Raw genomic sequence first — 19,856 nt, forward strand, 5'->3', positions numbered from 1 at the left:
TTACACTAACATTCATGTGGATTATTGCTTAATGAATTGAAAGTTAACATTATTTATTATTATAGAATAAAGTTGATTGGCTGATTTTAAGACAATGCTGAAATATGATGTAACAGTGATGCAATGCTGGTAACGAAGAGATGTGAATTCAAGGTGGATAGAAATACCGTGCTATGTAATCGCTTTCATTTGTTATTGAAGCAAATGAAATTAGCGTGGTTATAGCGATGGGGGATGGGAAAGCAAATGACATAAAAAAAGACCAGCACGAGGCTGGTCTTCATAAGCATTGAGCCGTCGGGGAATTACTTCAGACCGGCAGCTTCACGCAGCAGGGCGGCTTTGTCGGTTTTTTCCCATGGGAAATGTTCGCGACCAAAGTGACCGTAAGCGGCGGTTTCTTTGTAAATCGGGTGCAGCAGATCCAGCATCTGAATCAGGCCATACGGGCGCAGGTCGAAGAACTCACGCACCAGCAGGGTCAGCTGTTCTGAAGGCACTTTTTCAGTACCGAAAGTTTCCACCATGATAGAAGTCGGTTCAGCCACGCCGATTGCGTAGGAAACCTGAATCTCACAACGGTCAGCCAGGCCAGCGGCAACGATGTTTTTCGCTACGTAGCGGGCTGCATAAGCTGCGGAACGGTCAACTTTAGACGGATCCTTACCAGAAAATGCGCCGCCGCCGTGACGGGCCATGCCGCCGTAGGTATCAACGATGATTTTACGACCCGTCAGACCGCAGTCACCCATTGGACCACCGATAACGAAACGACCGGTTGGGTTGATGAAGAACTTGGTTGAAGCTGTCAGCCATTCAGTCGGCAGTACCGGCTTGATGATCTCTTCCATAACGGCTTCTTGCAGCGATTTCTGATCGATATCTTCAGAGTGCTGAGTCGACAGAACAACCGCATCAATACCGACGATTTTACCGTCGTCATACTGGAAGGTTACCTGGCTTTTTGCATCCGGGCGCAGCCAGGATAAGGTGCCGTTTTTACGCACTTCAGCCTGACGCTGCACCAGACGGTGAGCATAGGTAATCGGGGCTGGCATCAGCACGTCGGTTTCGTTGGTTGCATAACCAAACATCAGACCCTGGTCGCCTGCGCCCTGTTCCAGCGGATCCGCACGGTCAACACCCTGGTTGATGTCCGGAGACTGTTTACCAATCGCGCTCAGTACCGCACAAGAGTTGGCATCAAAGCCCATGTCGGAATGCACATAGCCAATTTCGCGAACCGTGTTACGGGTGATCTCTTCGATATCAACCCATGCGCTGGTGGTGATCTCACCGCCAACTAAAACCATACCGGTTTTGACGTAGGTTTCGCAGGCAACGCGTGCTTTCGGATCCTGCTCCAGGATTGCATCCAGCACGGCATCAGAGATTTGGTCAGCGATTTTGTCAGGATGCCCTTCTGATACGGACTCGGACGTAAAAAGGTGTTTTGCCATATTTAATTTCACCTAAGGAGAATGTAGTTAGCTCAAACTGTCGAGTGGAATAGCCATGTGTAGAAGATTCTACCATGAGTCTGCAGATGACGGACACTGGCAGTCTGAGTGTTAATCGGTATAGATGGATTAACATCTGGACGGCTATTTTAAGTCGGTTCTGCGCCTGATTTCCAGCTTTTTTTGATTGAGCTCGCATTGTACTGAAAATGTAACTGGAAATTTTTCCTGACGGTGCTGGCAATGCGCGTATTTATCTTTTGCTTTTTCGTACTGTTGTCGGTATAAAACGCGGCGCGCGGCTCATATCCGTCATACTTCAAGTTGCATGTGCGTTGGCAATACTCGCCCAGTCACTTACTCCTGTAAGCGCCCGGGGATTCACTGCGTTGCCGCCTTCCCGCAACTCGATTTATTGAGGATAGACAAAAAAGCACACGACGTTTTCATCGTGTTGCCACTTCCAGCCGGGTTAAAACTTTAGCTTTGGCTTGTGGGTTCGTTCCGTCAGGAGCAACCGTGGAGGTGATACGAGATAATGAACCGTTGTATTCTGCTGAATCTGTCGCACCGTTCTGGTGTACATATGTCCCCCGCAATCTGCATCTTGCATACCTGCCGATGTTATACCCATCTCGGCGCTTCTCAGGACTCCAGGGCCGGCAACGGTCACTAAGAACTGAACAAGGGCGCTCTTGGTAAACAAGAGTTTTCTCGTGGTTTCGCCGAACCGTCAGCATTAAGTTCGGTTACGTGTTTACATTGATATGAAAAAGAAACCGGTCGCACAGTCGGAGCGTCAGCACTATCTGCTGGAAATTCTGCCTGTATTTGGGTTGTTATCGCGTCTTCGGATTGCGATAGTAGTCAACTGTTTTACACTTGTTAATAAAATTTGAGGTTCGCTATGTCTGACGACATTTCTTTGGGTTCGCCTTCGTCAGCAGGCGAACACGGTGTACTACGCTCCATGCAGGAGGTTGCAATGAGTTCCCAGGAAGCCAGCAAGATGCTGCGTACTTACAATATTGCCTGGTGGGGTAATAACTACTATGACGTCAATGAACTGGGCCACATCAGCGTGTGCCCGGATCCCGACGTACCAGAAGCGCGCGTTGACCTTGCTGAGTTGGTGAAAGCCCGTGAAGCGCAGGGCCAGCGTTTGCCTGCATTGTTCTGCTTCCCGCAGATCCTGCAACACCGTCTGCGTTCGATTAACGCCGCGTTTAAGCGCGCCCGTGAGTCTTACGGCTACAACGGTGACTATTTCCTCGTTTACCCGATCAAGGTTAACCAGCACCGTCGCGTGATTGAATCGCTGATCCACTCCGGCGAACCGCTGGGGCTGGAAGCCGGTTCTAAAGCTGAACTGATGGCCGTTCTGGCTCATGCTGGAATGACCCGCAGCGTGATCGTGTGTAACGGCTATAAAGACCGCGAATACATCCGCCTGGCGCTAATTGGCGAAAAGATGGGCCATAAGATCTACCTGGTCATCGAGAAGATGTCTGAAATCGCTATCGTGCTGGATGAAGCTGAACGACTGAATGTTGTTCCGCGTCTGGGCGTGCGTGCGCGTCTGGCGTCGCAGGGTTCCGGCAAATGGCAGTCCTCCGGCGGAGAGAAATCGAAATTTGGCCTGGCGGCAAACCAGGTGCTGCAACTGGTAGAAATGCTGCGCGAGCGCGGTCGTCTGGACAGTATTCAGTTGCTGCACTTCCACCTCGGCTCACAGATGGCGAACATTCGTGATATTGCCACCGGCGTACGTGAGTCGGCGCGTTTCTACGTTGAGCTGCACAAGCTTGGCGTAAATATCCAGTGCTTCGACGTGGGCGGTGGCCTGGGCGTGGACTACGAAGGTACCCGTTCGCAGTCTGACTGCTCCGTAAACTACGGCCTGAACGAATACGCGAACAACATCATCTGGGCCATTGGCGACGCCTGTGAAGAGCACGGTCTGCCGCACCCGACGGTAATTACCGAATCCGGTCGCGCTGTTACCGCGCATCATACCGTGCTGGTGTCTAATATTATCGGCGTTGAGCGTAGTGAGCATACCGAAGCAACGCCTCCGGCTGACGATGCGCCGCGTGCCCTGCAAAGCATGTGGGAAACCTGGCAAGAGATGCATGAGCCGGGAACCCGTCGTTCGCTGCGTGAATGGCTGCACGACAGCCAGATGGATCTGCACGATATTCACGTTGGGTATTCTTCAGGCACCTTTAGCCTGCAGGAACGCGCGTGGGCAGAACAGCTCTATCTGAACATGTGTCACGATGTGCAAAAACAACTCGACCCGAGCAACCGCGCGCACCGTCCGATTATCGACGAGTTGCAGGAGCGTATGGCGGATAAGATTTACGTCAACTTCTCGCTGTTCCAGTCGATGCCGGATGCGTGGGGGATCGATCAGCTGTTCCCGGTGATGCCGCTGGAAGGGCTGAACAAAGCTCCTGAGCGCCGTGCGGTGCTGCTGGATATCACCTGTGACTCTGATGGCGCTATCGACCACTATGTTGATGGTGACGGCATTGCGACCACCATGCCGATGCCGGAATACGACCCGGAGAATCCGCCGATGCTGGGCTTCTTTATGGTGGGTGCGTACCAGGAGATCCTTGGTAACATGCACAACCTGTTCGGTGATACCGAAGCGGTTGACGTGTTCGTCTTCCCTGACGGCAGCGTGGAAGTTGAGCTGTCTGACGAAGGGGATACCGTGGCGGATATGCTGCAATACGTGCAGTTGGATCCGAACACCCTGCTAACGCAGTTCCGTGACCAGGTGAAAAACACCGATCTGGATACCGAGTTGCAGCAGCAGTTCCTCGAAGAGTTTGAGGCAGGACTGTACGGATATACCTATCTCGAAGACGAGTAATTAAGATATATCTGCTTGAGAGCCGGCTTATTTATATAAACCGGCTCTTTTTTTATTAACGAAATCTGAAATATGGTGGCAACTCTTTCTTTTATCTTTTTAGAACTCTACTGTTGCCGATGTAATAACTCGGAAACAGAAAAGGAATCGAGATGAAGGGATTTAAGTGGAACGTATTTTTTGCCGTATTTTTTTTACTTGCTGGTGGCTGTTCGGTGCCCGCATATTATAGCAGTGCACCTTCGCCAGGCGTGGGAACGGCCTGGGGCGGCGACGTGCACTCAACGGTAACGGGCGTATCTGTAGAACGTGCGGAGCGCGACCCTGCCGAAGTCATATTAATAAATTATTCTGCAAAGTATTCGACGGGTTACGATAGAGTATACAGCATACGCATTAGTGATTTGGAATATGCTGTTCGCGATGCTAATTTTAATTCTATCCCTATTACCCGTCTTTACAACTCCTCTGTTGGGCAATGGCAATATAGTCTTCCAGCCAGGGTGGGGACAAATTATCAATTGTATGTGCGCAATCACAGTCGAGATACGAACTATGAAATCGTCGCGACTGTAGATGGGCTTGATGTACTTAACGGCAAACCTGGTTCGCTGAATAACAGCGGTTATATTGTTAATGCGGGAGATTCGCTGGCAATCAAAGGGTTCAGAAAAGATAAGTATACTGAAGCCGAATTTCGGTTTTCTGATGCTTCAAACTCCTACGCCGCTAACTCTGCGCAGGGTGACAGGCGCAACATCGGAGTGATTGGTTTCGCCGCATTTGCTTTGCAGGGCCTGGTCGTTAAAACGCTCCCGCCTTGCTCTGCGCAGGCATTCCCGGCGGACAGTAATGGTTATGCCCCGCCGCCATGTCGTCAATAAAAGCGCTGCTTGAAGCGGGGAAGTTTTAAGGCGATAATTACACAAAATCTGTTTTAAAAAATCTAACCCTTCCTCGTCGGGCCTAACGACGCGGAAGGGTTTTTTTATACCGACGAATATGAGGTTTTTGCCATGAGCACCTTAGGTCATCAATACGACAACTCCCTGGTTTCTAACGCCTTTGGTTTTTTGCGTCTGCCGATGAACTTCATGCCGTACGACAGCGACGCCGATTGGGTGATCACCGGCGTACCGTTTGATATGGCAACGTCTGGCCGCGCGGGCGGTCGTCATGGTCCGGCTGCGATCCGTCAGGTTTCCACTAACCTGGCGTGGGAACACAATCGCTTCCCGTGGGACTTCGATATGCGCGAGCGTCTGAACGTGGTGGACTGCGGCGATCTGGTTTATGCGTTCGGTGATGCCCGTGAAATGAGTGAAAAACTGCAGGCGCATGCTGAGAAGTTGCTTTCTGCCGGTAAGCGCATGCTCTCTTTCGGCGGTGACCACTTCGTCACGCTGCCCCTCCTGCGCGCGCATGCTAAACACTTTGGTAAAATGGCACTGGTGCACTTTGATGCCCACACCGACACCTACGCTAACGGCTGTGAATTCGACCACGGTACCATGTTCTACACTGCGCCGAACGAAGGTCTGATCGATCCGAATCACTCTGTGCAGATCGGTATTCGTACCGAGTTCGACAAAGATAACGGCTTTACCGTGCTGGATGCTTGCCAGGTGAACGATCGCGGCGTAGATGACATCATCGCCCAGGTTAAGCAGATTGTTGGTGATATGCCGGTGTATCTGACCTTTGATATCGACTGCCTCGATCCGGCGTTTGCTCCAGGAACCGGTACGCCCGTGATCGGCGGTCTGACTTCCGATCGCGCGATCAAGCTGGTACGTGGTCTGAAAGATCTGAATATCGTCGGGATGGATGTGGTGGAAGTGGCTCCGGCCTACGATCAGTCAGAGATCACCGCGCTGGCGGCGGCTACGCTGGCACTGGAAATGCTGTATATCCAGGCGGCGAAGAAAGGCGAATAACGGGTTTCGGACTATTTTGCCGGATGTCGCTGACGCTAGTCCGGCCTACATTATTGCTGAATTTGTAGGCCGGATAAGGCGTTCACGCCACCATCCGGCACTGTTCGAGGATTATTTTATCCCGTCTGCGCTCATGCGATCGCGAATGTGTTGCGCACGTTCTGCAGATGCCGGGTGATCGTCAAACATTGAGCTTTGGCGTCCTGCTTCCAGTTTAGCCAGTTTCTCAAAGCTGGTGGCCAGTCCTGCCGGATTGAGCCGACGTTTGCGCAACAAATCATACGAGTAATCATCCGCTTCGGATTCCTGACGCTGGGAGAACTGCGAGTTCACCAGTTTCTCGCCAAGATCGCCCAATTGCGACTGCGACAGGCTGCCGACAATGCCGCCAGCGGAAGCCGCTGCTGCACGTACGGCGTTAGTGCCCAGCGCGACCTGCATGCCTTTTTTCACGTGACCCAGCGCGACGTGGCCCATTTCGTGGCCGATCACCGCTTCGACTTCGTTATCGGTCATCATGTCCATCAGGCCGCTGTACACGCGGATACAACCGTTCGCCATGGCAAAGGCATTCACATCTTTCGCCATATAGACTTTGTAGTTCACCGGCTGGCCGTTAATGTTGTCGCCAAGCGCGGCGGCGATTTTGCCAAGACGCGTTGCGTACTCGCTGCTGGCAGGGGCGATAGTAGCCTTGCTGTCCATATCTTTACAGGCCTGATCGCTCAGCGCTTTTACCTGAGTATCGCTCAGACTATAGGCCTGAAAAGCCTCTGCGCCAGAAGAAAGCAGTCCGTTTGAGTCCATGTTCTGGCAGCCGGTCAATGCCGCCGCCATGCTCGTAGCAAGCAGTAAAGCGCGAATTTTCATTTTTTCTCTTCCGCACAAAGTCAGGATTTTTCTAAAAAATGCGTCGTTTGCAGGTAAACCGACGCTCGGCCTTAGTATAAAGAAAAGAACATTCAGCGGGCGAGAAGATTGCGCAACTTGCGCGCATGATCCAGAGATTTCTGAAGCGGTAAAAGGATGCTCCATGTACATGACACGCGGCTTGGGTTACATTGTTGGCACTTTTTTCCGGCGTAGCCCAAAACGCGCTGTCGTCAAGTCGTTAAGGGCTCAGCCTTCATTATCCGATCTGGAGTCAAAATGTCCTCACGTAAAGAGCTTGCCAATGCTATTCGTGCGCTGAGCATGGACGCAGTACAGAAAGCCAAATCCGGTCACCCGGGTGCCCCGATGGGTATGGCTGACATTGCCGAAGTCCTGTGGCGTGATTTCCTGAACCACAACCCGACTAACCCGTCCTGGGCTGACCGTGACCGCTTCGTGCTGTCCAACGGCCACGGCTCCATGCTGATTTACAGCCTGCTGCACCTCACCGGTTACGATCTGCCGATGTCCGAGCTGCAGAACTTCCGTCAGCTGCATTCCAAAACGCCGGGTCACCCGGAAGTGGGTTACACCGCGGGTGTTGAAACCACTACCGGTCCTCTGGGTCAGGGCATTGCGAATGCTGTGGGTATGGCTATCGCCGAAAAAACGCTGGCGGCGCAGTTTAACCGTCCTGGTCACGACATCGTTGACCACTTCACCTATGCTTTCATGGGCGACGGCTGCATGATGGAAGGTATCTCTCACGAGGTATGTTCCCTGGCTGGTACGCTGAAGCTGGGTAAACTGGTAGCGTTCTACGATGACAACGGCATCTCTATCGATGGCCACGTTGAAGGCTGGTTCACCGATGACACCGCTAAGCGTTTCGAAGCTTACGGCTGGCACGTGGTTCGTGGCGTTGATGGTCACGATGCTGACGCGATTAAGCGCGCAGTTGAAGAAGCTCGCGCTGTGACCGACAAACCGTCCCTGTTGATGTGCAAAACCATCATCGGTTTCGGTTCCCCGAATAAAGCTGGTACCCACGACTCTCACGGTGCGCCGCTGGGTGATGCAGAAATCGCACTGACCCGCGAACAGCTGGGCTGGAAATACGCGCCGTTTGAAATTCCGTCTGAAATCTACGCGCAGTGGGATGCGAAAGAAGCAGGCCAGGCAAAAGAAGCTGCATGGAACGAGAAGTTCGCTGCTTATGCGAAAGCCTTCCCGCAGGAAGCCGCTGAATTCACCCGTCGTATGAAAGGTGAAATGCCGTCTGACTTCGACGCAAAAGCGAACGAGTTCATCGCTAAGCTGCAGGCTAACCCGGCGAAAATCGCCAGCCGTAAAGCGTCTCAGAACGCGATTGAAGCGTTTGGTCCTCTGCTGCCTGAATTCCTCGGTGGCTCCGCTGACCTGGCACCAAGTAACCTGACTCTGTGGTCTGGTTCTAAAGCTATCAACGAAGATACTGCCGGTAACTACATCCATTACGGTGTACGTGAATTCGGTATGACCGCTATCGCTAACGGTATCTCCCTGCACGGTGGCTTCCTGCCGTACACCTCCACCTTCCTGATGTTTGTGGAATATGCCCGTAACGCGGTGCGTATGGCTGCGCTGATGAAACAGCGTCAGGTGATGGTCTATACCCACGACTCCATCGGTCTGGGCGAAGATGGCCCGACTCACCAGCCGGTAGAGCAGGTAGCTTCGCTGCGTGTGACCCCGAACATGAGCACCTGGCGTCCGTGTGACCAGGTTGAATCTGCCGTTGCATGGAAATACGGTGTAGAGCGTCAGGACGGTCCGACCGCGCTGATCCTCTCCCGCCAGAACCTGGCACAGCAGGAACGTACCGAAGAGCAGCTGGCGAACATCGCGCGCGGTGGTTACGTGCTGAAAGATTGCGCCGGTCAGCCGGAACTGATCTTCATCGCGACCGGTTCTGAAGTTGAGCTGGCTGTGGCTGCCTGGGACAAACTGACCGCTGAAGGCGTTAAAGCGCGCGTGGTTTCCATGCCGTCTACCGACGCGTTCGACAAACAGGATGCCGCTTATCGCGAGTCTGTACTGCCGAAAGCTGTTTCCGCACGTGTTGCAGTGGAAGCGGGTATCGCAGACTACTGGTTCAAATACGTGGGCCTGAACGGCGCTATCGTTGGTATGACAACCTTTGGTGAGTCTGCACCGGCTGAGCTGCTGTTTGAAGAGTTTGGCTTCACTGTCGACAACGTTGTCGCGAAAGCAAAAGAACTGCTGTAATTTTGATTACAGGTGAAAACGGGTCGCTTATGCGGCCCGTTTTTTTAAAGTAAGTAAATTTATTTGATCGTGCGCAACCCGAAAATGTAGATTTGCATCACAAATATGATATTTAGCGATGTTTTATATTTGCAACTTGAATCACATTATTACTGTTGATTTTTATATTTCTTTTCTCAATCCATTGTTTTTAAAGGAATCACCAAAAAACATTCTGCGCTGTATGTAGTTTTCTCCTCGATTGATTTCATTTCGCCGTGCGCGTATTTTATTTTTAACGCTAACTCGTACCCTAAAAATAAAATAAGGAAAATGTATGCGGCTGATTGATTACTTTCCCGAATCATCTATCTCAATAAAAAATTCAGCAAAGAACTGGCAGGAGGCAATTGACTTTTCTATGTCATCCTTACTTGCCAATCATTATGTCAATTCAGATTATATTCAGGCCATTAAAGACTCAACGATTAACAATGGTCCTTATTATATTTTAGCGCCAGGCGTCGCCATGCCGCACGCTCGACCGGAGTGTGGCGCGTTAAAAACCGGTATGTCATTAACGCTTCTCAAACAGGAAGTGAAATTTGCCGAAGATGATGAAGGTATCAGATTATTAATCGGATTGTCGGCGGCTAATGCTGATTCACACATTGGCGCTATTCAGGCCTTAAGCGAATTATTATGTGAAGAGGAAGCACTAACCGCTTTGTTAGCGGCTAAATCAGAAAAACAATTGGCGGATATTATCGCTCAAGCATAATTAACGGTTTCCTTTCAGGACATTATTATGGAAAACAAGTCTGCTCGTGCCAAAGTCCAGGCTTTTGGTGGGTTTTTGACTGCAATGGTCATTCCTAACATCGGCGCATTTATTGCCTGGGGTTTTATTACCGCATTATTTATTCCTACTGGTTGGATGCCGAATGAGCATTTCGCCAAAATTGTCGGTCCGATGATTACCTATTTACTGCCCGTCATGATTGGCTCCACAGGGGGACATCTGGTTGGCGGGAAACGCGGTGCAGTGATGGGGGGCATTGGTTCTATTGGCGTTATTGTGGGCGCGGATATCCCGATGTTCCTTGGCGCAATGGTAATGGGGCCGCTTGGCGGTTGGGTGATTAAGCATATCGACCGTCTGCTGGAAAAACGCATTCCTGCAGGCTTCGAGATGGTTATCAATAATTTCTCTCTTGGTATCGCGGGAATGCTCTTATGCTTGCTGGGGTTTGAAGTTATCGGCCCGGCGGTTCTCATTGCCAATAATTTCGTGAAGGAGTGTATTGAAGCGTTGGTTCATGCGGGCTATCTGCCGTTGCTATCCGTAATCAATGAGCCGGCAAAAATCCTCTTTCTGAACAATGCCATCGATCAGGGGGTGTATTATCCGCTGGGGATGCAGCAAGCTTCTGAAACGGGAAAATCAATTTTCTTCATGGTGGCATCTAACCCAGGGCCGGGATTAGGTTTGTTACTCGGCTTTGCTATCTTTGGCAAAGGAATGAGTAAAAAGTCTGCGCCAGGCGCCATGATTATCCACTTCCTCGGTGGTATTCATGAACTGTATTTCCCGTATGTGCTGATGAAGCCTCTGACCCTGATCGCGATGATTGCCGGGGGAATGACCGGGACGTGGGTATTCCACCTGCTGGACGGTGGGTTAGTTGCGGGGCCAAGCCCAGGATCCATATTCGCCTATCTGGCATTAACGCCGAAAGGTTCTTTCCTCGCGACCATTGCAGGAGTCACCGCGGGAACCGTTGTTACTTTTGTTATTACCTTTGTCATCCTGAAAATGGAAAAGAACGTTGAAACAGAAAGTGAAGATGACTTTGCTGAATCAGCCAGAACCGTCAAAGCGATGAAGCAGGAAGGGAAATTCTCTTATAAAAACATTAAACGTGTCGCTTTTGTCTGTGATGCAGGAATGGGTTCCAGTGCTATGGGGGCAACCACGTTTCGTAAGCGTCTGGAGAAAGCGGGATTGAATATTACTGTGACGCATTATGCTATCGAAAACGTTCCGCAAGATGCCGATATTATTGTCACCCATGCCAGTCTTGAAGGTCGTGTTAAACGTGTAAGTGAAAAGCCATTAGTGCTGATTAAGAACTATATTGGTGACCCATTGTTGGATGATTTATTTAAACGCATTACTGCGAACTAGCCTTCTTATATTTTTGGAGTGAATATGAAAACGAAAGTTGCTGCCATATATGGCAAGCAGGATATTCGTATCCGCGAATTTGAACTGCCTGCAATTACAGATAATGAATTGTTAGTAAGCGTAATATCCGATAGCGTTTGTTTGTCCACCTGGAAAGCAGCAGCATTGGGGAGCGATCATAAACGCGTACCGGACGATCTGGAAAATCATCCGGTTATTACCGGGCATGAATGTGCAGGTATCATTGTTGAGGTGGGAAAAAACCTGACGGATAAATATAAGAAAGGTCAGCGTTTTGTGTTGCAACCCGCGATGGGATTGCCTAGTGGATATTCAGCGGGATACAGCTACGAATATTTTGGCGGCAATGCGACATATATGATTATCCCGGAAGTGGCGATTAACCTGGGATGCGTTTTGCCTTACCACGGCTCTTATTTTGCCGCCGCCTCATTGGCAGAACCGATGTGCTGCATTATTGGCGCGTATAACGCGAATTTTCATACCACGCCTTACGTTTATGAGCATCGCATGGGGATTAAGCCAGGGGGGAACATTGCGCTTCTGGCCTGCGCCGGGCCGATGGGTATTGGTGCAATAGATTATGCCATTAACGGGAATATTCAGCCGTCACGCGTGGTGGTGGTCGACATTGACGAAGCACGACTGGCGCAGGCTAAAAAACTGTTGCCCGTTGAGCTGGCGGCAGAAAAGGGGATTGAGCTCATCTATGTGAATACTACTGGCATGGATTCTCCGACAGCGATGCTGCGAGCGTTAACTCATGACGCAGGTTTTGATGATGTCTTTGTGTATGCGGCAGTGCCTGCAGTTGTTGAGATGGCTGATGATTTACTCGCGGAAGATGGTTGCCTGAATTTTTTTGCCGGTCCTACGGACAGTAACTTCAAAGTGCCGTTTAATTTTTATAACGTGCACTACAACAGCACTCACGTTGTCGGGACATCCGGTGGTTCAACGGATGATATGAAAGAGGCTATTGCGCTCAGTGCAACTGGCCAACTGCAACCGTCGTTTATGGTGACGCACATTGGCGGCCTTGATGCAGTTCCGGAAACTGTATTGAATTTACCGGCGATCCCCGGCGGTAAGAAGCTGATATATAACGGCGTTACCATGCCACTAACCGCCATTGCTGATTTTGCCGAGAAAGGGAAAACTGACCCATTATTCAAAGAACTGGCGCTACTGGTGGAGGAGACGCACGGTATCTGGAATGAAAAGGCAGAAAAATACCTTTTGGCACACTTTGGCGTTGATATCGGGGAGGCGGCGATATGATGTCGCTGGCATGGCCGCTATTTCGTATCACGGAGCAGGCTGCACTGGCAGCCTGGCCGCAAACCGGGTGCGGCGATAAAAACAAGATTGATGGTCTGGCTGTGACGGCAATGCGGGAAGCATTGAACAGTATTGCCATTCGCGGACGCATCGTTATTGGCGAAGGGGAGATTGATCAAGCCCCGATGCTGTGGATTGGTGAGGAAGTGGGAACCGGCAGCGGACCTGAGGTAGATATCGCCGTTGATCCTATCGAAGGAACCCGAATGGTGGCTATGGGGCAAAGCAATGCGCTGGCCGTCATGGCGTTTGCCCCTCGCGGTAGTTTGTTACACGCCCCTGATATGTACATGAAAAAACTGGTTGTTAATCGGTTTGCGAAAGGGGCGATTAATCTGGCGCTGCCGTTGGCAGATAATTTGCGTAATGTGGCAGAGGCATTGGGTAAACCGCTGGAGCGACTGCGGATGGTGACGCTGGATAAACCGCGCCTTCAACCAGCGATTGCCGAGGCGACACGGCTTGGCGTCAAGGTCTTTGCTCTGCCCGATGGTGACGTGGCCGCCAGCGTGCTGGCCTGTATGCAGGAGAACCCTTATGATCTGATGTATACCATTGGCGGCGCGCCTGAAGGGGTTATTTCAGCCTGTGCGGTTAAAGCGCTGGGGGGCGATATGCAGGCTGAACTGATTGATTTTTGTGAAGCGAAAGGAAATAACGCAGATAATCGTCTGATTGCGGCACAGGAACATCAGCGCTGCGCGGAAATGGGCGTTGAGATCAACCGGATCTACGCGTTGGACGAACTGGTAGGGGGAAATAAGATCCTCTTTAGCGCGACAGGGGTCACGGGCGGAGATCTTGTGAAAGGGATCCAACAGGTTGCGAATGGTGTGCGCACGCAAACTTTACTGATCGGCGGCGCGGATCGAACGTGTAATATAATAGACTCTCTGCATTCATGGTGATTTATCGAGAAACGAATGACGACGCTGACAGAAGACGATGTGCTTGAGCAACTGGATGCTCAAAATAATTTACTCTCGTTTATGACGACGGCACATAACATTTTGCTCCAGGGCATTAAGCGCTTTCTACCGTCGCTGTTCGTTAATAACGATGAAGAGATCGTGGAATATGCAGTGAAGCCGTTACTCGCCCAGAGTGGACCGCTTGACGATATCGACGTTGCGTTACGTCTGATTTATGCGTTGGGAAAAATGGATAAATGGCTTTATGCCGACATCACCCATTTCTCTCAGTTTTATCAGTATCTGAATGAGCAGGATAATATCCCCGGTTTTGCCGATGACATTACCTGGGATTTTGTCAGCAACGTGAACAGTATCACCCGCAACGCAACGCTCTACGGTGCGCTGGAGTCGATGAAATTTGCCGACTTTGCTGCGTGGTCCGAAGTGCGCTTTAGCGCAATGGTCAAGACGGCAATGACGCTGGCAGTGACGGCGATTTTAAAGGAATTAACGCCGTGAAAATCAAACTAACGGTGAATGGGCTACAGGTTGAAGCACATTACCGTGATGATGAGATAGAGAACGTCCACAAACCGTTATTACAACAGCTGGCAAAAATACACGCCACTCACCCGCAGCGACGAACGATCGTTTTTCTCAGCGCACCGCCTGGTACGGGTAAATCGACGCTGACCACCTTCTGGGAATATCTCTCCCGTCAGGATCCTGGCCTGCCGGAGATCCAGACGCTGCCGATGGATGGCTTCCATCACTACAACACCTGGCTGGATGCTCATAACCTGCGAGCATACAAAGGTGCGCCGGAAACCTTTGATGTGGATAAGCTTGCACAGAATCTACGTTTGATAAGGGAAGGGGAGGGCACCTGGCCTCAGTACGACCGGCAAAAACACGATCCGGTAGAAGCGGCTATAACAGTGACCGCGCCGATTGTGATTGTGGAAGGAAACTGGTTATTACGCGATGATGAAAGGTGGCGGGCGTTAGCTGAGTTTTGTGATTACTCGCTGTTTATTCGTGCACCTGCCAACGCGCTCCGTACACGACTGGTAGGCCGTAAACTGGCGGGCGGACTATCACAAGCAGACGCTGAGGCGTTTTATGAGCGTACCGACGGACCGAATGTTCGTCGGGTACTGGAAGCGAGTCTGCCTGGAGACCTGACGCTGGAGATGCTGGAATCTGGTGAATATCGGATTGCGTGAAGGCCAATTATTCCTGTTAAGCCGTAATGATTATTACGGTTTACTGGAATAATTTCCCCCGGTCTCAGCGGGAAAAATGTGATGTACGTCAGATAACTGTTTTCTTTGGCTGGACAATCATTCCTTTTATTCCGCGTTTCGCTTATTCTAGCTGAAGCGTTTCAGTCGATTAAATGTTCGACAATTAACCAATTAGTCGCAGTTTGCGACAGGTAAGGTTTCCCTGAGCGATTTGCTGCATTACTCTGTCTGCCACATCGTTTCTGAGAAATCCTTGCAGGAGACCTATGACCGTACGCGTAGCGATTAATGGTTTCGGTCGCATCGGACGCAACGTGGTTCGTGCTTTGTATGAATCCGGGCGTCGGGCGGAAATCACCGTGGTGGCAATCAACGAACTGGCGGATGCTGCAGGCATGGCGCATTTGTTGAAATATGACACCAGCCATGGACGTTTTGCCTGGGATGTTCGTCAGGAACGTGACCAGCTCATCGTTGGCGATGACGCGATCCGCATTCTGCATGAGCGAACGCTCGATGCGCTTCCCTGGCGCGAACTGAGTGTCGACGTTGTGCTGGACTGTACGGGGGTTTTCGGCAACCGCGAACACGGCGAGGCGCATATTGCCGCTGGTGCAAAAAAAGTGCTCTTTTCACATCCTGGTAGTCACGACATCGACGCAACCGTTGTGTATGGCGTTAATCAGGATCAGCTGCGCGCTGAACACCGGATCGTTTCCAACGCCTCCTGCACCACGAATTGCATAATACCCGTCATTAAATTGCTGGATGATGCTTACGGCATTGAGTCTGGTACCGTCACCACGATCCACTCCGCGATGCACGATCAGCAGGTTATTGATGCCTATCATCCTGACCTGCGTCGCACGCGAGCGGCCAGCCAGTCTATTATTCCGGTTGATACCAAACTGGCGGCGGGCATCACGCGAATTTTCCCGCAGTTTAACGATCGTTTTGAAGCGATTGCGGTGCGTGTACCGACCATAAATGTGACGGCGATCGACTTAAGCGTGACGGTGAAAAAACCAGTAAAAGCCAGTGAAGTCAACCAGTTGCTGCAAAAAGCAGCACAAGGTGCATTTCATGGTATAGTTGACTATACTGAATTACCGTTGGTCTCTGTAGATTTTAACCACGACCCGCACAGCGCCATCGTTGATGGTACGCAAACGCGCGTGAGTGGCGCTCACCTGATCAAAACGCTGGTCTGGTGTGATAATGAATGGGGCTTTGCTAACCGTATGCTCGACACAACGTTAGCGATGGCTGCTATTGGTTTCAGGCTCGACGCTTGAGCGTCGACAAAACTTTATGAATCAACGAGAGGATTCACCATGTCTGTAATTAAGATGACCGATCTGGATCTGGCTGGTAAACGCGTTTTTATCCGTGCGGACCTGAACGTACCAGTTAAAGAAGGGAAAGTAACCAGCGATGCGCGTATCCGTGCTTCCCTGCCGACCATCGAACTGGCCCTGAAACAGGGTGCTAAAGTGATGGTAACTTCCCACCTGGGTCGTCCTACCGAAGGCGAGTACAACGAAGAATTCTCTCTGCTGCCGGTTGTTAACTACCTGAAAGACAAACTGTCTGCTCCGGTTCGCCTGGTAAAAGATTACCTGGACGGCGTTGAAGTCGCTGCCGGTGAACTGGTTGTTCTGGAAAACGTTCGCTTCAACAAAGGCGAGAAGAAAGACGACGAAGCGCTGTCCAAAAAATACGCTGCGCTGTGCGACGTATTCGTAATGGACGCTTTCGGTACAGCTCACCGTGCACAGGCTTCTACCCACGGTATCGGTAAATTCGCCGACGTAGCTTGCGCTGGTCCGCTGCTGGCTGCTGAGCTGGATGCGCTGGGTAAAGCGCTGAAAGAACCTGCTCGTCCGATGGTGGCTATCGTTGGTGGTTCTAAAGTTTCTACCAAACTGACCGTTCTGGACTCTCTGTCAAAAATCGCTGACCAGCTGATCGTTGGTGGTGGTATCGCGAACACCTTCGTTGCTGCTCAAGGCCACAACGTCGGCAAATCCCTGTACGAAGCTGACCTGGTTGATGAAGCTAAGCGTCTGCTGACGACTTGCGATATCCCGGTCCCGACTGACGTTCGCGTAGCGACTGAATTCTCTGAAACTGCACCGGCTACGCTTAAATCCGTTAGCGATGTAAAAGAAGACGAGCAGATCCTGGATATCGGCGACGCTTCTGCACAGCAGCTGGCTGACATCCTGAAGAATGCGAAAACCATTCTGTGGAACGGCCCGGTTGGCGTGTTCGAATTCCCGAACTTCCGCAAAGGTACTGAAATCGTTGCTAATGCTATCGCAGACAGCGAAGCATTCTCTATCGCAGGCGGCGGTGACACCCTGGCAGCAATCGACCTGTTCGGCATTGCTGACAAAATCTCCTACATCTCTACTGGCGGCGGCGCATTCCTCGAATTCGTGGAAGGCAAAGTACTGCCAGCAGTAGCCATGCTCGAAGAGCGTGCTAAAAAGTAAGACATTGATGGGCAGGGAAACCTGCCCAATTATTAGCGCGCTGTCGAGCGCGCCCCCTTTCCAAGGCCGAAGATACAGGACTCGCAACATGTCTAAAATTTTTGATTTCGTAAAACCAGGCGTAATCACTGGTGATGACGTACAGAAAGTTTTCCAGGTAGCTAAAGAAAACAACTTTGCTCTGCCAGCTGTTAACTGCGTTGGTACCGACTCCATCAACGCCGTTCTGGAAACCGCTGCAAAAGTTAAAGCGCCGGTCATCGTCCAGTTCTCCAACGGTGGTGCTTCTTTCATCGCGGGTAAAGGCGTGAAGTCTGACGTTCCTCAGGGCGCTGCAATCCTGGGTGCTATCTCTGGTGCGCATCACGTTCACCAGATGGCTGAACACTATGGTGTTCCGGTTATCCTGCACACTGACCACTGCGCGAAGAAACTGCTGCCGTGGATCGACGGTCTGCTGGACGCGGGTGAAAAACACTTCGCAGCAACTGGCAAACCGCTGTTCTCTTCTCACATGATCGACCTGTCTGAAGAGTCTCTGGAAGAGAACATCGAAATCTGCTCCAAATACCTGGCGCGCATGTCCAAAATGGGCATGACTCTGGAAATCGAACTGGGTTGCACCGGTGGTGAAGAAGATGGCGTGGACAACAGCCACATGGACGCTTCTGCACTGTACACCCAACCGGAAGACGTTGACTACGCATACACCGAGCTGAGCAAAATCAGCCCGCGTTTCACTATCGCAGCGTCCTTCGGTAACGTACACGGCGTTTACAAGCCGGGTAACGTAGTTCTGACCCCGACCATCCTGCGCGACTCTCAGGACTATGTTTCTAAGAAACATAACCTGCCGCATAACAGCCTGAACTTCGTCTTCCACGGTGGTTCCGGTTCTACTGCTCAGGAAATCAAAGACTCCGTAAGCTACGGCGTAGTGAAAATGAACATCGACACCGATACCCAATGGGCTACCTGGGAAGGCGTTCTGAACTACTACAAAGCAAACGAAGCTTACCTGCAGGGTCAGTTGGGCAACCCGAAAGGCGAAGATCAGCCGAACAAGAAATACTACGATCCGCGCGTATGGCTGCGTGCTGGTCAGGCAACCATGATCACCCGTCTGGAACAGGCTTTCAAAGAACTGAACGCGGTTGACGTTCTGTAATTTACGCCGTCCAACGTGACATGAGGCCCGCAAATGCGGGCCTTTTTTATTGCCATTTCAATGTGCTGCTGACAGAGAATTCTGTGATCTGTTTGGCAAAATCTGAGTTTATTGTTTACCCTTGTCAGGTTGCCAGTCCCGTTAGGGCGGCTTTATTTCTCCCGTTTGGGTAAGCAAAAAAGGAATATTGAATGGAAGATTTGAATGTTGTCGACAGCATAAACGGTGCGGGCACCTGGCTGGTCCGCAATCAGGAGCTACTGTTGAGCTATGCCGTCAACATCGTTGCGGCCATCGCGATTGTCATTATCGGTATGATCGTGGCGCGTATCGTATCAAACACCGTTAATCGCCTGATGCTGGCGCGTAAAATTGATGCCACCGTTGCCGACTTTCTTTCTGCACTGGTGCGCTACGGTATTATCGCTTTCACGCTGATTGCCGCGCTGGGTCGCGTTGGGGTGCAAACTGCCTCCGTGATCGCCGTTCTCGGTGCCGCGGGTTTAGCTGTCGGTCTGGCACTGCAAGGGTCGCTGTCCAACCTCGCCGCAGGCGTGCTGCTGGTGATGTTCCGTCCGTTCCGCGCGGGTGAATATGTAGACCTTGGCGGCGTTGCGGGAACCGTGCTTAACGTGCAGATTTTCTCCACAACTATGCGTACCGTAGACGGTAAGATTGTGGTGATCCCAAACGGTAAAATTATTGCCGGGAACATCATTAACTTCTCTCGCGAGCCGGTCCGTCGTAACGAATTTATTATCGGCGTGGCCTACGACTCCGATATCGATCAGGTGAAAAAAATCCTCACTGATATCATCCAGTCTGAAGATCGCATCCTAAAAGACCGTGAAATGACGGTACGCCTGAATGAGCTGGGCGCATCCTCGATTAATTTCGTCGTACGCGTCTGGAGCAACAGCAGCGATCTGCAAAGCGTCTACTGGGATGTACTGGAGCGTATTAAGCGCGAGTTTGATGCCAACGGTATCAGCTTCCCGTACCCGCAGATGGATGTGAACTTTAAACGCGTGAAAGAGAACGCGACCGAGTAACTTCAGCTAAAAACGCCCGCCAGAGA

The 19,856-nt window shown here is 51.2% G+C and carries 18 protein-coding genes; 16 read left to right on the forward strand and 2 right to left on the reverse strand.

Annotated elements, in window-relative coordinates; all coding sequences use genetic code 11:
- Positions 1-305 precede the first annotated feature (305 nt).
- Complete coding sequence (gene metK / locus HV311_RS03985) at positions 306-1,460, reverse strand: methionine adenosyltransferase (protein ID WP_003027071.1); 1,155 nt, start codon at positions 1,458-1,460, stop codon at positions 306-308.
- 538 nt (positions 1,461-1,998) lie between these two features.
- Between metK and HV311_RS27940 the strand changes: the two genes are divergently transcribed.
- The 5 genes from HV311_RS27940 to speB all read left to right on the forward strand — a co-directional run bounded on the left by HV311_RS27940 (position 1,999) and on the right by speB (position 6,281).
- Positions 1,999-2,136 (forward strand): hypothetical protein, encoded by a 138-nt coding sequence (locus tag HV311_RS27940; RefSeq protein ID WP_269149342.1) that lies wholly within the window; start codon positions 1,999-2,001, stop codon positions 2,134-2,136.
- Positions 2,137-2,227: 91 nt separating this feature from the next.
- Positions 2,228-2,359, forward strand: coding sequence for an acid stress response protein YqgB (gene yqgB / locus HV311_RS03995; protein ID WP_049041971.1), 132 nt, complete (start codon positions 2,228-2,230; stop codon positions 2,357-2,359).
- Between the two features lie 8 nt (positions 2,360-2,367).
- Positions 2,368-4,344 carry a biosynthetic arginine decarboxylase gene (gene speA / locus HV311_RS04000; protein WP_016154389.1) on the forward strand — a complete coding sequence of 659 codons (1,977 nt, stop codon included), beginning with the start codon at positions 2,368-2,370 and terminating at the stop codon, positions 4,342-4,344.
- A 152-nt stretch (positions 4,345-4,496) separates the two neighbouring features.
- Positions 4,497-5,228: a hypothetical protein gene (locus tag HV311_RS04005; protein ID WP_191220737.1), complete on the forward strand. Its 732-nt coding sequence runs from the start codon at positions 4,497-4,499 to the stop codon at positions 5,226-5,228.
- Between the two features lie 132 nt (positions 5,229-5,360).
- Positions 5,361-6,281, forward strand: a complete 921-nt coding sequence (gene speB / locus HV311_RS04010; RefSeq protein ID WP_016154388.1) for an agmatinase — start codon at positions 5,361-5,363, stop codon at positions 6,279-6,281.
- Between the two features lie 111 nt (positions 6,282-6,392).
- On the opposite strand, the gene HV311_RS04015 is transcribed toward speB, so the two are convergent.
- Positions 6,393-7,151 carry a M48 family metallopeptidase gene (locus tag HV311_RS04015; protein WP_191220738.1) on the reverse strand — a complete coding sequence of 253 codons (759 nt, stop codon included), beginning with the start codon at positions 7,149-7,151 and terminating at the stop codon, positions 6,393-6,395.
- Between the two features lie 279 nt (positions 7,152-7,430).
- Here HV311_RS04015 and tkt point away from each other — a divergent pair, with 279 nt between their 5' ends.
- From tkt to HV311_RS04070, 11 genes are all read left to right on the forward strand, one after another.
- Entirely contained in the window at positions 7,431-9,422 is a 1,992-nt protein-coding gene (gene tkt / locus HV311_RS04020) for a transketolase (RefSeq protein ID WP_016154386.1), read from the forward strand.
- Positions 9,423-9,738: 316 nt separating this feature from the next.
- Positions 9,739-10,182, forward strand: coding sequence for a PTS mannitol transporter subunit IIA (gene cmtB, locus HV311_RS04025; protein WP_016157436.1), 444 nt, complete (start codon positions 9,739-9,741; stop codon positions 10,180-10,182).
- Positions 10,183-10,209: 27 nt separating this feature from the next.
- Positions 10,210-11,589: a PTS mannitol transporter subunit IICB gene (locus HV311_RS04030; RefSeq protein ID WP_191220739.1), complete on the forward strand. Its 1,380-nt coding sequence runs from the start codon at positions 10,210-10,212 to the stop codon at positions 11,587-11,589.
- A gap of 24 nt (positions 11,590-11,613) precedes the next feature.
- Positions 11,614-12,891, forward strand: coding sequence for a zinc-binding dehydrogenase (locus HV311_RS04035; RefSeq protein ID WP_016154383.1), 1,278 nt, complete (start codon positions 11,614-11,616; stop codon positions 12,889-12,891).
- Positions 12,888-13,859, forward strand: coding sequence for a class II fructose-bisphosphatase (glpX, locus tag HV311_RS04040; RefSeq protein ID WP_131346837.1), 972 nt, complete (start codon positions 12,888-12,890; stop codon positions 13,857-13,859). Before HV311_RS04035 ends, glpX begins: the two co-directional genes overlap by 4 nt.
- Before the next feature lie 15 nt (positions 13,860-13,874).
- On the forward strand, positions 13,875-14,384 hold the full coding sequence (locus HV311_RS04045) for an MltR family transcriptional regulator (RefSeq protein WP_016154381.1): 510 nt from the start codon (positions 13,875-13,877) through the stop codon (positions 14,382-14,384).
- Entirely contained in the window at positions 14,381-15,091 is a 711-nt protein-coding gene (locus HV311_RS04050; RefSeq protein ID WP_016157432.1) for a nucleoside/nucleotide kinase family protein, read from the forward strand. The genes HV311_RS04045 and HV311_RS04050 overlap by 4 nt, the downstream gene beginning before the upstream one ends.
- Before the next feature lie 287 nt (positions 15,092-15,378).
- A complete protein-coding gene (gene epd, locus HV311_RS04055; protein ID WP_016154379.1) occupies positions 15,379-16,407 on the forward strand; it encodes an erythrose-4-phosphate dehydrogenase in 1,029 nt (342 codons plus the stop codon).
- 39 nt (positions 16,408-16,446) lie between these two features.
- On the forward strand, positions 16,447-17,610 hold the full coding sequence (pgk, locus tag HV311_RS04060; protein ID WP_003027032.1) for a phosphoglycerate kinase: 1,164 nt from the start codon (positions 16,447-16,449) through the stop codon (positions 17,608-17,610).
- Between the two features lie 88 nt (positions 17,611-17,698).
- Positions 17,699-18,778 carry a class II fructose-bisphosphate aldolase gene (fbaA, locus tag HV311_RS04065; RefSeq protein WP_003027029.1) on the forward strand — a complete coding sequence of 360 codons (1,080 nt, stop codon included), beginning with the start codon at positions 17,699-17,701 and terminating at the stop codon, positions 18,776-18,778.
- 191 nt (positions 18,779-18,969) lie between these two features.
- Entirely contained in the window at positions 18,970-19,830 is an 861-nt protein-coding gene (locus tag HV311_RS04070; protein ID WP_016154372.1) for a small-conductance mechanosensitive channel MscS, read from the forward strand.
- Positions 19,831-19,856: the final 26 nt, after the last annotated feature.

Source organism: Citrobacter sp. RHBSTW-00881, from assembly GCF_013728515.1.
GTDB classification, from domain to species: domain Bacteria; phylum Pseudomonadota; class Gammaproteobacteria; order Enterobacterales; family Enterobacteriaceae; genus Citrobacter; species Citrobacter braakii.

What these genes read in the sequence shown, in the direction of transcription:
- HV311_RS04005 (WP_191220737.1), top strand. Translation starts at nt 4,497, where the DNA reads ATGAAGGGATTTAAGTGGAACGTATTTTTTGCCGTATTTTTTTTACTT.
- tkt (WP_016154386.1), top strand. Translation starts at nt 7,431, where the DNA reads ATGTCCTCACGTAAAGAGCTTGCCAATGCTATTCGTGCGCTGAGCATG.
- HV311_RS04035 (WP_016154383.1), top strand. Translation starts at nt 11,614, where the DNA reads ATGAAAACGAAAGTTGCTGCCATATATGGCAAGCAGGATATTCGTATC.
- HV311_RS04070 (WP_016154372.1), top strand. Translation starts at nt 18,970, where the DNA reads ATGGAAGATTTGAATGTTGTCGACAGCATAAACGGTGCGGGCACCTGG.
- speA (WP_016154389.1), top strand. Translation starts at nt 2,368, where the DNA reads ATGTCTGACGACATTTCTTTGGGTTCGCCTTCGTCAGCAGGCGAACAC.
- metK (WP_003027071.1), bottom strand. Translation starts at nt 1,460, where the DNA reads ATGGCAAAACACCTTTTTACGTCCGAGTCCGTATCAGAAGGGCATCCT.
- cmtB (WP_016157436.1), top strand. Translation starts at nt 9,739, where the DNA reads ATGCGGCTGATTGATTACTTTCCCGAATCATCTATCTCAATAAAAAAT.
- pgk (WP_003027032.1), top strand. Translation starts at nt 16,447, where the DNA reads ATGTCTGTAATTAAGATGACCGATCTGGATCTGGCTGGTAAACGCGTT.
- speB (WP_016154388.1), top strand. Translation starts at nt 5,361, where the DNA reads ATGAGCACCTTAGGTCATCAATACGACAACTCCCTGGTTTCTAACGCC.
- epd (WP_016154379.1), top strand. Translation starts at nt 15,379, where the DNA reads ATGACCGTACGCGTAGCGATTAATGGTTTCGGTCGCATCGGACGCAAC.
- yqgB (WP_049041971.1), top strand. Translation starts at nt 2,228, where the DNA reads ATGAAAAAGAAACCGGTCGCACAGTCGGAGCGTCAGCACTATCTGCTG.
- HV311_RS04030 (WP_191220739.1), top strand. Translation starts at nt 10,210, where the DNA reads ATGGAAAACAAGTCTGCTCGTGCCAAAGTCCAGGCTTTTGGTGGGTTT.
- HV311_RS27940 (WP_269149342.1), top strand. Translation starts at nt 1,999, where the DNA reads ATGAACCGTTGTATTCTGCTGAATCTGTCGCACCGTTCTGGTGTACAT.
- HV311_RS04045 (WP_016154381.1), top strand. Translation starts at nt 13,875, where the DNA reads ATGACGACGCTGACAGAAGACGATGTGCTTGAGCAACTGGATGCTCAA.
- fbaA (WP_003027029.1), top strand. Translation starts at nt 17,699, where the DNA reads ATGTCTAAAATTTTTGATTTCGTAAAACCAGGCGTAATCACTGGTGAT.
- glpX (WP_131346837.1), top strand. Translation starts at nt 12,888, where the DNA reads ATGATGTCGCTGGCATGGCCGCTATTTCGTATCACGGAGCAGGCTGCA.
- HV311_RS04015 (WP_191220738.1), bottom strand. Translation starts at nt 7,151, where the DNA reads ATGAAAATTCGCGCTTTACTGCTTGCTACGAGCATGGCGGCGGCATTG.